The sequence below is a fragment of the candidate division Zixibacteria bacterium HGW-Zixibacteria-1 genome (genome assembly GCA_002838945.1).
Taxonomy (GTDB): domain Bacteria; phylum Zixibacteria; class MSB-5A5; order GN15; family PGXB01; genus PGXB01.
Genome location: PGXB01000067.1, coordinates 1 through 11,682, shown reverse-complemented (window position 1 = coordinate 11,682; position 11,682 = coordinate 1). Strand labels below are relative to the sequence as shown.

Annotated in this window: 6 protein-coding genes; all 6 read left to right on the top strand. The window is 48.4% G+C overall.

Going from position 1 to position 11,682, the window contains the following annotated elements:
- A partial coding sequence (locus CVT49_16085) for an IS30 family transposase (protein PKK81982.1) occupies positions 1–125 on the top strand: 125 nt, incomplete at its 5' end.
- Positions 116–3,568 (top strand): hypothetical protein, encoded by a 3,453-nt coding sequence (locus CVT49_16080; GenBank protein ID PKK81981.1) that lies wholly within the window; start codon positions 116–118, stop codon positions 3,566–3,568. The genes CVT49_16085 and CVT49_16080, both read left to right, overlap by 10 nt.
- A complete protein-coding gene (locus tag CVT49_16075) occupies positions 3,561–4,766 on the top strand; it encodes a hypothetical protein (GenBank protein ID PKK81980.1) in 1,206 nt (401 codons plus the stop codon). The genes CVT49_16080 and CVT49_16075 overlap by 8 nt, the downstream gene beginning before the upstream one ends.
- A complete protein-coding gene (locus tag CVT49_16070) occupies positions 4,723–5,946 on the top strand; it encodes a two-component system response regulator (GenBank protein ID PKK81979.1) in 1,224 nt (407 codons plus the stop codon). The genes CVT49_16075 and CVT49_16070 overlap by 44 nt, the downstream gene beginning before the upstream one ends.
- A 4-nt stretch (positions 5,947–5,950) precedes the next feature.
- Positions 5,951–7,147: a two-component system response regulator gene (locus tag CVT49_16065; GenBank protein PKK81978.1), complete on the top strand. Its 1,197-nt coding sequence runs from the start codon at positions 5,951–5,953 to the stop codon at positions 7,145–7,147.
- Between the two features lie 471 nt (positions 7,148–7,618).
- Positions 7,619–11,605, top strand: a complete 3,987-nt coding sequence (locus tag CVT49_16060) for a hypothetical protein (GenBank protein ID PKK81977.1) — start codon at positions 7,619–7,621, stop codon at positions 11,603–11,605.
- The last annotated feature ends 77 nt before the right edge of the window (positions 11,606–11,682 follow it).

Genomic DNA, 11,682 nt, shown 5'->3' with positions numbered 1-11,682 from the left:
TGAGAATCTATAATAATACTCCGAGAAAATGTCTGGACTTTCAAACACCGTCTGAAGTATTTTTAGAGCAATTGTTGCACTTCAAATGTGAATCCACCAACTTAACACGAAGGGAATGGAAATAAGGGGAATAAGCAATAACGGTTTGGTTAAATGGTTAAATATATATATAACAATCATTGGATATGAAAATAGGCCATCTCTGCTTATAGTTTTGGATGATATTTCCGAAAGCAAATCGGCACGAGAGGAGCTGAAAAGAAGTGAAGCCCACCTTCAAACACTGATCGAAACCATCCCCGATCTTATCTGGCTAAAAGACCCTGAGGGCATTTATCTTTCCTGTAACCGTCGATTTGAAAACTTCTTCGGTGCGAAAAGAGAGGATATCACAGGTAAGACAGATTATGATTTCGTCGACAAAGAGTCTGCTGATTTTTTCCGTCGACATGACCAGGATGCGATGGCTGCGGGAAAATCCTGCATAAATGAGGAGGAAGTTACATTTGCAATCGACGGTCATCACGAGATTCTGGAGACAATTAAAACGCCGATGTTTAGCGAGGCTGGAAGTTTGATCGGAGTTCTGGGTATATCACGCGATATTACCAGGCGGAGACAGGCCGAGGAAGCTCTTTTAAGTAGGGAACAACTGCTTCTTGGTCAAAACGAAGCATTGCTATCACTTATGAAAAACGGCAGGCTGTTTAGTGGTGATCTGAAAGAAGGCATTGCAGAAATCACCAGAGTCTGTTCCGAGCTTATACGGACAGAAAGAGTCAGTGTGTGGCGATATAGTCAGAATTTCATGACCGTCAAATGCCTGGATTTATATGAACGGAGCAAGGATCTGCATAGCGAAGGTGTGACTTTTCGGGGCGAGGACTTCCCTGCCTACCTTGACAGTCATAAACGTGGTCTCGTATTTGCTATCTCTGATATCAAAACCGACCCTAATGTCAGAAATATATCGCATGATTATTGGGATAAGAACAATATTCGATCTTTTCTGGATGCCCCGATATGGCTGCATAACAAAATTGGAGGTCTCCTAAGTTTTGAAAATGTCGGCGATAAACGGGAATGGTCGCAAGCCGATGAGCGCCTTTGCACTACAATGGCAACACTCGTTTCCTTGTCCTTCGAGGCCTACGAGCGCAGGCAGGTGGAGCAGGCGCTTAGGGAGAGTGAGGAAAGATTTAAACGGGCCTTTGAAAATATTCCGGATGTCGTCGTTATTTATGACAGGGATTTGCGAATTCGATATATTAATGAGGCCTCCAAACATCTCACTGGCCGCCAATCATCGGATTTCATCGGAATGCGAGAAGAAGAAATCTGGCCTCCGGAAATTTACAACGCTTATTTGCCCACTCTCCAGAAGGTCCTGGATACGGGCAGGGTTTGTTCTGTGGATATCGATCTGGAGTTTCCCGGTAAAGGGATGACCCAACTTGTAATCACCTGTGCCCCTTTGCTGGAAGAAAACGGCGAGGTTCGTGAGGTCGTCGGCATCACTCATAATTATACCCAGCGCAAGCGCGCTGAAAACGAGATTAGACTGCTGAGTGATCGACTTCGGATGGCTACGGAATCCGCTGGAATCGGTGTATGGGAATTAAATCTTCTAAATAATCATTTCTTATGGGATAAGCGGATGTATGAGCTCTACGGCCTTGATCCCGTCAATTGCGACGGCACCTATGAAATGTGGCGACAAACAATTCACTCTGAAGATATAACGGATACCGAGAAGCAGATGGAAGATGCCATAGCCAATTCCAGAGAATTTCACACGCACTATCGCATTATTACGCCAGGAAATGATATCCGCCATCTGGAAATGCATGCCATGATTATCCGAGCTCCGAATGGATCGGTTCTGAAGATGATCGGTGTAAATTTGGATATTTCAGAGCGAATTAATGCTGAGGCTGCTATTTATGAAGGCAAGGCGCATTTGGAAGAGGCACAGGCTGTTGCGAAATTAGGTAGTTGGGTAATAAACCCACAGACTCAAACTTTGATATGGTCGAAGGGAATGTTCGTTTTATATAACCGCAATGAGACTTTCGGGGCACCAGCGTTGAAGGAGTATATCGATCTGTTGCACCCCGAAGATAGGGATCATTTCCAGAATCTATATGACAGAATACTCATTGATGGCGAATCATTTGAATGTGAATTGAGGACTAATCCCTTTTATGGCCCCGAGCGCATAATATATACGAAGGTTCGCAGCATTTATGATGGCAGCGGGAAAATTATGCAATTGACAGGTATCGCACAGGATATTATTGATCGAAATATTGCTATAGAGAACCTGCGGCAAAATACTGCAGAACTTCGTCAACTTTCCTATGCGATAGAACAGAGTTCGAATATTGTTGTCATCACGGACATTTTGGGAAATATCAAATATGTTAATCCAAGATTTTTGGAAGTTACGGGTTATGCTCGCGAGGAAGTGCTGGGGCAAAACTCCAGAATACTAAAATCCGGAGAAATGCCTCCTTCAGAATACAAAGATTTATGGGATACCATTATTTCAGGTGGAACCTGGAAGGGTGAATTTCACAACAAGAAAAAAAACGGGGAATTATACTGGGAATCTGCCTCGATATCTCCGGTTAAGGATGAGAATGGGAATATTGTCAGCTTTATGGCCATTAAAGAGGACATTACCGAAGCAAAGAAAGACAATGAAGAGCGACGCATGCTTGAAATAGAAATGGATCAGGCGAGAAAGCTTGAAGCGGTGGGCTCATTAGCCTCTGGTATTGCCCATGAAATCAATACACCGATCCAGTTTGTGGGTGACAACACTCATTTCCTGGCTGACTCATTTTGCTCGCTTATCTCACTCATAGATACCTACAACGAACTCTTTAATAAGGCGAATTTGGAACCGGAGCTTGTCCAAAAGAAGGATCAAGCCGAAGAGAAGGTCGATCTCAAATATATTAGGAAGGAAATTCCTCTAGCCGTACATCAAACACTTGAGGGCGTGGAACGTGTCACCAATATCGTACGAGCTATGAAAAATTTCGCCCACAGTGATCAGGGCGAAAAGACGATAGCATCTATAAATGACATGCTTGAGAGTACTTTGACTGTAGCGCGAAATGAGTTGAAATACGTGGCGGATGTCATAACGGAATTCGATGAATCAATCCCGGAAATTGAATGCTGTCGCGACGAGTTGAATCAGGTTTTTCTCAACCTGTTCATTAATGCGGCTCATGCCATAGCCGACGTAATCAAAGGTGGCTCCGCAGAAAAGGGCACAATCAAGGTTTCCACTAATAAAGAGGGCGACAGCGTTATTATTAAAATCTCTGATACCGGTCCAGGGATACCGAAAAGCATTCACCACCGCATATTTGATCAATTTTTCACTACTAAGGATGTTGGCAAGGGATCCGGACAGGGGTTGGCAATTGCGCAGAAAATCATTGTGGAAAAGCATAAAGGAAGTCTGGACTTCGAGACTGAGGAAGGCAAGGGGACTACTTTTATTGTCCGTCTGCCGATAAATGTCCAGGAGGCTGTAACCGCATATGAATAAAATACTTTTTGTCGATGACGAACCAAATGTGATATATGCCTTAAAAAGGCAACTCAGCAAACTTACACTGGACTGCGAATGCCAAGGCGCCTTTTCGGCAGAGGAGGCGATTCAACTTATTGAGAAGTCTGATTTCGATACGATTATTCTGGATATTCGCATGCCAGGAATGGATGGTATTGAATTACTTGCGCATCTAAAGGCCGACGCAAGAAAAAAATACATTCCAATTATTATGTTAACCGGATGTGCTGAAAGGGAGTTAAAACATAAAGCCTTGGAATTGGGAGCTTTCGACTTTGTCAACAAACCTGCAGATCCGCATGAGTTGGCAGCCCGGATTAAGGGGGCGTTACGTATCAAGTCTTACGAAGACCAGTTGCGGGATCAAAATATAATTCTGGAACAACAGTTGATACAATCCCAGAAAATGGAACTTATGGGACTGCTGGCCAATTCCGTTGCGCATGACCTCAATAATATATTGGCTGTCATTTCCGGCAATACAGAGCTGGCTGCAATTAAGGCGAGCGGTATAAAAGGTGTTGAAGCAAATCTTGATCATGCCCGGAAATCATGCGACCATGGGGCAAGCCTTGTACAACAGATTTTATGGTTGGGAAGGGGCGCCGATTCCGAATGCAAATTGCATGATTTGAGAAGTGTCATCGATGAGAGCTTGATGCTATTGACAGTTCTAATACCGAAAACAATCGATGTGACATGGTCCAGGCCCGATTCCCCCTGTTTTTCTTATATACATCAAACGCAAATGATCCAGGTCTTGATGAATCTTATTACCAACGCCATACACGCTATGCGAAATGGCGGCACTCTGACAATCAGCATTTCCAACGGCCATGCTATCGAGAATTTATGGATTCAATCACAAAACCCGGCACCGGGACCATATTATAAGATTATTGTGGCAGATACCGGAGCAGGTATTGATCCGACCATTATCAACCATATTTTCGATTCATTCTATACGACAAAGCCAAAAGGAAAGGGCACCGGTATCGGTCTGTCGATCGTAAATCGTATTTTGACAAATCTTCATGGCTATGTAACCGTCGATAGCGAGATCAATGTCGGAACCTCGTTCAGCGTTTATTTGCCTGCGGTCGAGGACAATCCCAATGAGAAGTTAGAAAGTGAGGCATCTATTGGCAGTAAAGACTCAAATCCTGTTTGTTGACGATCAACCCAATATCCTTGCGGGTTTAAAACGTATGCTTCACGAAATGCGAAATGAATGGGATATGGAATTTTGTAGCAGTGGGAAAGAGGCCCTTGTCGCAATGGAGAGGCACTCGTTCGATCTTGTTGTCGCCGATATGATGATGCCGGAAATGAACGGCGCCCAACTATTGAAAATAATAAGGGAGCTATATCCGGGAACGGTTTGTTTTATATTATCAGGCCATTCCGATAGAGAGCTGATTCTGCAATCAGTTGGATTTGCCCATCAGTATATTGCAAAACCGTGTGATGGCAACAAGCTGAAATACTATTTAAGTAAAGCAATGGGTCTTCGCCAGATTTTATCCAGTCGGGAAATACATGCTAAAATTGTCAAGGTTAAAACTTTGCCGAGTCCCACGGATATCTATAACAAAATTGTGCTTGAACTTCAGTCTGAAACAACATCGATTAATACCATAGCCAGATTAATCAGCCGGGATATCAGCTTAACTGCAAAGCTCCTTCAAGTCGTAAATTCAGCGTTTTTTGGGCTGCCCACCCGTGTGGATAATATTAATCAAGCAGTTAGCTACCTTGGTTTGAATACCATTCAAGGTCTGGTTCTGAATGCCGGCATTTACAGCCAAATGAAGGATACGGGCATCCCAGATTCTTCACTTGAATTACTCTTTAATCACAGTATGGCTGTCAGTGCACACGCCAGGAAAATTGCCGGGGAGATCGGGCTAAAACAACGAGATTCTGAAGATGCCTTCCTCGCAGGATTACTGCATGACGTGGGCAAATTGGTTATGCTGACTGACTTTAAAGATGAGATGAACGCCGCCTTGGAATTAGCCCAAAAAAAGTCGATTGAAGCACATCTTGCGGAGAGAGAAATTCTTGGCGTGAGCCATGCCGAAATTGGCGCCCATTTGCTCTCTCTTTGGGGGCTGCATGATGATATTCTGGAGGCCATAGCCTTTCATCACATCCCAAGCCAGGCAGTCCCTCTGACAAGAAATATTCTGACGACTGTTTATTTGGCAAATACTATGGAGCGATGCAGTAAAGAAGGATCCAATGCGTCTTCATATTACCTGGATTGCGAGTATCTAAAAAAACTTGAATTAACGTACCAATTCCCTTATTTATTGGAGCGATGCAATATAACGGAATTGAAGAAAGGATGATAAAATGAATAATAAATATCCTGAAAAAATCCTGATTGTCGACGATGAACAAAACATTCTTGCGGCATTGGAACGCCAGCTTCGCGGGACTTTCAATGTTGTCACAGCCGAAGATGGGCATAATGGATTGAGGGTTTTGCAAGAACAGGGACCATTTGCAGTTATTGTATCCGACATGAGAATGCCGGAAATGAATGGAATTCAATTACTTGTTCAGGCTGCCAAATTTTCTCCGGATACGGTTCGCATGATGCTGACCGGAAATGCTGATCTTGAAACGGCAATGCATGCTCTAAATGAGGGCAATATTTTTCGATTTTTGGTAAAGCCATGTCAAAAGGCCACAATGGACTGGGCGTTGGAGGATGGAATTAAGCAATATCGTTTGATTATGGCAGAACGGGAATTACTTGAAAAAACTCTTAAAGGAAGTGTCCAGGTATTGACAAATATTCTGGAGCTGGTGAATCCACTGGCTTTCAGCAGAACATCCCGAATAACCAATTATGTTAGTCAAATATGCATGCGTTTAAAAATTAAGGACATTTGGCAATATGAGATGGCCGCAATGCTCTCCCAAATCGGATGCGTCACCGTTCCTGCTGACACTCTGGCCGCAATTTTCGCCGGGGGTGAGATGCCTGAATCAGAACTAAATATGTTTGCGGATCATCCTCATGTCGGAAAGCAGTTATTATCTAAGATACCAAGACTGGAGACAATATCTGAGATGGTGTCAGGGCAGTTGATAGAATATCAAGAGACCGCAATTGAAAACGATGCCTTACCTTCTGACCCGGGATTGCTCGGGGCTCAGATATTAAGAACTGCCCTGGATTTTGACAGCTTGATTACGCGTGGTCGTACTGCTACACAGGCTCTCGGCGAATTAAAATCCCGTAATAAAAAGTATCATCCCAGCATTCTCAAGACATTGCGGGATATTCAGATCGCACAAATTGAGATGCAATCAAAAGTGGTCAACATCCTTGATCTTAATGATTCGATGGTGCTTGCTGATGATATATATACTCGTGCTGGCGCACTGCTTGCCGCTAAGAATCAAAAAATCACTATATCAGTCCGCAAATTACTGAGAAATTACATTGAAAAGAAAGCTATAAAGGAAACGGTAAATGTGCTAATACCGGGCGGCAGCATAAAGGAATTGGAACCGATTCAGGCAACGATGGCCACATAAATCAAACCGACCATTAGAACAACTCTGGCAGGGATTAGAATTATGTCAAAAGCATTAAGAGTTTCTGATGGGGAGTCTTAGGCTGCTGAGCTTTCAATCACCCAGTTGCGGAAGTCGTCTCGTAGAGCCCGCCATTTTCCTAACCCATAGCACGCCATATTGTTACAAAAGCGCACGAAAGTGGCTTGTAGCCTCTCAATAATTTCCAAGAAATGTCGACATTAGTCGTGAGTAATGCTTAACAACAAGATCAGTCGACAGTTCCAGCTACCATTATCAGTAAATGGTTTCTGACCTGTGGAACCGCACCAGCGAGCTTCCACTGCCCAATTAACATTTCGGTCTGCTTGCTGCTTTTCGACTGAGGAAATGGAGCCTATGATGAAAGTCGTTAGTCGCAAAACCCCACGTTGGCTTCATAAGGACGCCGGCCTGAAGGAATATCGGCGGCCAATCATGCCATGTAACCACATGCAGGACGCCTCCGAATTGGAGCCAGGTCCCGCAATAACCGACCGCGTTAGCGCCGCCGGGAGCTTTCTGCTTGCCGCAATGCTCGCAATGTCTGTCTTGCTTGCCGCTACAGCCACACATGCTGCCACCATCACCACAATACAGAGCGGCAATTGGGACGTTAGTACGACCTGGGATGGTGGCGTGCCGCCGGGGCCGGGCGACGACGTCACGATCGCGAGCGGCCATGTGGTGACCGTAGCTGCGGATGCGGCCGCTGTCGCCACCATGGTCATTGCCGGCAACACCAGTGGCATCAACGGCATCAACATCAATCCGGGCTCACTTCTGAACGTGAGCGGCGCCATAACCATGACTGCACCGACATCCGGTACTTCCACGCTCAATGTTGGCGCTGGTACACTCAATGCCGCGAGTATTGCCATCCCTGGAAGCCCCACCGCTGGTCGCTACTGCGTCGTGACCGTCAGCACGGGAACCATCAATGTCACAGGCGCAATCACCTTCACTGGGACACCGGCTCAGGCACGGTTTATCTCCACTGACACAAGCACAGTCAACATTGCCGGAAACTTTGAAAGCGGCGGCACGCTCATCACCAGCAACACCGGCACTATCAACTTCACCGGCAGCACAGCGCAGACTCTAGGCTACTACACCACGTATAACAACATCACCATCAACAACACATCTAACGGCGTAGCCCTCAATGGCACTACCACAATCCTTGGCTCCCTCACAGTTGCCACCGGCACGTTCATCGTGGGCCCCTATACCCTCACCGTTGCCGGAGTCACCAACGTGACCGGCAGACTCTCCATCACCTCCGCCACCGGCACCAAAACTTTTACCGGCGACGTCACCATTAACAGCGGTGGTTCATGGGACAACACTTCTGGCAACGAGGCAGTGAACATGGGTGGGAGTTTCCGGAATGACGGCACGCTTGATGCAGGCACCGGCCGGTACACCTTCACCGGTGCGATAAAGACTATAGACGGCGTCAACCCGGTTTCGATTCCGAACCTCACAGTCAACGGCACCGTAACTAATTACGGCACATTGATTGTGAACACCGCGCTTGGGGGAAGCGGCACCCTCACCAACGGAACCAACGCGACGCTCGGCATTGGTGGGACCTTGAGTATCACCACCCTCGACGCCGCTACCACTTCCAACACCGTGGACTACAGCGGAACGGCCCAGACTGTGAGGGCCATCACCTATCACCACCTTACCCTGAGTGGAAGTGGCACCAAGACCCTGACCAACGTGGGAACCATCCACGGTGACCTCAAATTGTCAGGGATGTGTTCCGCCACTACGGCGATCACTACTACGATTGGCGGGAGTCTCTCGGTCGGAATGGGAACCACCTTCACGGTGGCCGGTTTTAACCTCACAATCGTCGGCGAAACCTCGGTGAGCGGAACACTGGCTCACTCCTCCGCGGCCGGTACGAAAACCTATGTCGGTCCGGTCACGATCGACTTTGGCGGCTCCTGGACAAATGCCAGCAACTCCGCGATCGCCTTCCACGGAGGTCTCACTCACAACGGAACCACCTTCAGTTCTGGCGCCGGGGTCTATATTTTCGATACCAACCCCCAAACGCTGGAGGGCGGAAGCACTCTGACGATCGACAATGTTATCGTCAACGGAATCACCCTGACCAACAACTCGACTAACTTGATAGTCTCCACCGCTCTAGACGGGACCGGTGAGTTACTTCAAGGGGCGGGCGCGACGCTCACCCTTGGTGGGACCGCAGGCATCACAACCCTCGACGCCGCCGCCGGTGCCAACACCGTCGACTACAGCGGGGCGGCCCAGACCGTGAAACCGACCACCTACCACCACCTCACTCTGAGCGGAGGCGGCACCAAAACCCTTACCAATGTGGGAACCATCGACGGGAACCTTACGCTGGCAGGGACGTGCTCAGCCACTACGGCAATTACCACCACGATTGACGGGAACCTCTCGATCGGAACGGGAACCATCTTCGCCGTTGCGGGCTTTAACCTCACAATCGCCGGCGAAACCTCGGTGAGCGGAACGCTGGCTCACTCTTCCGCGGCCGGTACGAAAACCTATGTCGGTCCGGTCACGATCGACTTTGGCGGCTCCTGGACAAATGCCAGCAACTCCGCGATCGCCTTACACGGAGGTCTCACTCACAACGGAGCCAGCTTCAGTGCCGGCACCGGGATCTATGCTTTCGACACCAATCCCCAAACGCTGGAGGGCGGAAGCACTCTGACGATCAACAATGTTACCGTCAACGGCATTACTCTGACTAACAACTCGACTAACTTGATAGTCTCCACCGCTCTGAACGGGACCGGTGAGTTACTTCAAGGGCCGGGCGCGATGCTCACCCTCGGTGGGACGGTAGGCATTATAACCCTCGACGCTGCCGCCAGCGCCAACACCGTCAATTACAGCGGAGCAGCCCAGACCGTCAAACCGACTACCTACCACCACCTCACCCTGAGCGGAGGTGGCGCCAAGGCTCTGCCGTCCACGACGCTGACAATCTACGGCGACTTCACCTTGTCGGGAACCGCCTATGCAACGGCCGCCGCGGCCATCAACATTGCCGGCAGCCTCAGCATCGGATCCAGCGCGTCGTTCGCCACTGGTCCCTTCACCCACGACCTCAATGGCGGTTTCAGCAACAGCGGCACCTTCACGGCGTCCGGTGGAGGCATCGCGCTAACCGGTACGACCGATCAGTCGATCGGCGGGAGCGCGACCACAACTTTCAATAACCTAACCGTTAATAAGATTGGCGGGACGGTCATGGTTAACACCACCTTCAACGTGGGCGGAATGCTCACCTTCGCCAGCGGCATTATCACCACCGGCGCAAACATTGTCATAATCACCTCGACAGGCGGGGTATCGCGCACCAGCGGCCATGTTTTTGGCAATCTAAGAAAGCAAGTCTCAGCTGGGTCGACTTCGCAGACATTCGAAATCGGAGACGCGGGCAGCTACTGTCCGCTGAGCGTTTCCTTTTCTGGAATAACCTCCAGTGGTGATTTGACTGCGAGAATAACGGCAGGAGATCACCCAAAAATCGAAAGCTCAACAATTGACTCTATCCGGAGTGTTAACAAGTATTGGACTCTTACAAACAGCGGAATTGTCTTCACAAACTATGATGCTAGCTTCGGCTTCAATGACGGTGATATAGACGGCGGCGCAAATACCGATTTGTTTAAGGTCGGCAGATACGCCGGTGACGTTTGGACTTATCCGGTTGTAGGGGTGAAGGCTGCTACCCGGACCGAGGCAATAGCCTTGACAGAATTTGGTGATTTTGGTCTCGGCGAGGATCGTCCAGATCCGCCCGTGCTGGCCACCATTGGTTCGCAGTCGGTGGCAGAGGGTCATACGCTGGTTGTAGATGTCAGTGCGACTGATCCGGACGGTGACAGTTTGACATTGTCAGCGGAGAACCTGCCGACGAACGCCGGCTTCAGTGACAATGGCGATGGGACCGGGAGTTTTGCTTTCAGTCCCGACTTCACGCAGGCAGGGGTATACAACGCAACATTTATTGTTTCTGATGGAGCGCTGGCCGACAGTGAAATCGTGGCCATCGAAGTGACTGCCGTCAACGCATATCCGGTGCTGGTATCAATTGGTTCGCAGTCGGTGGCGGAGGGTGATACGCTGGTGGTAGGTGTTAGCGCGACTGATCCTGACGGTGACAATTTGATACTGTCGGCGGAGAACCTGCCAACGAACGCCAGCTTCGATGACAATGGCGATGGGACCGGAAGTTTCGCTTTCAGTCCCGACTTCACGCAGGTTGGAGTGTACAACGTCACCTTTATTGCTTCTGACGGGGTTCTGGCCGACAGTGAGGTGGTGGTGATCACGGTCGTTAGACATGACTCGATCACAATTTCCGGGAACGCGGGCCTATCTGGCACAACCCTGAGTTATACCAATGAAGTTCCCCCGATTTAGTGGACACGGAGAAAGGATACTATTATTATGATTCTTTCTCATCCTGAGTCCCGAAGGACAGGAGGTGTTCAGATGTT

What these genes read in the sequence shown, in the direction of transcription:
- CVT49_16080 (PKK81981.1), top strand. Translation starts at nt 116, where the DNA reads ATGGAAATAAGGGGAATAAGCAATAACGGTTTGGTTAAATGGTTAAAT.
- CVT49_16075 (PKK81980.1), top strand. Translation starts at nt 3,561, where the DNA reads ATGAATAAAATACTTTTTGTCGATGACGAACCAAATGTGATATATGCC.
- CVT49_16065 (PKK81978.1), top strand. Translation starts at nt 5,951, where the DNA reads ATGAATAATAAATATCCTGAAAAAATCCTGATTGTCGACGATGAACAA.
- CVT49_16060 (PKK81977.1), top strand. Translation starts at nt 7,619, where the DNA reads ATGCAGGACGCCTCCGAATTGGAGCCAGGTCCCGCAATAACCGACCGC.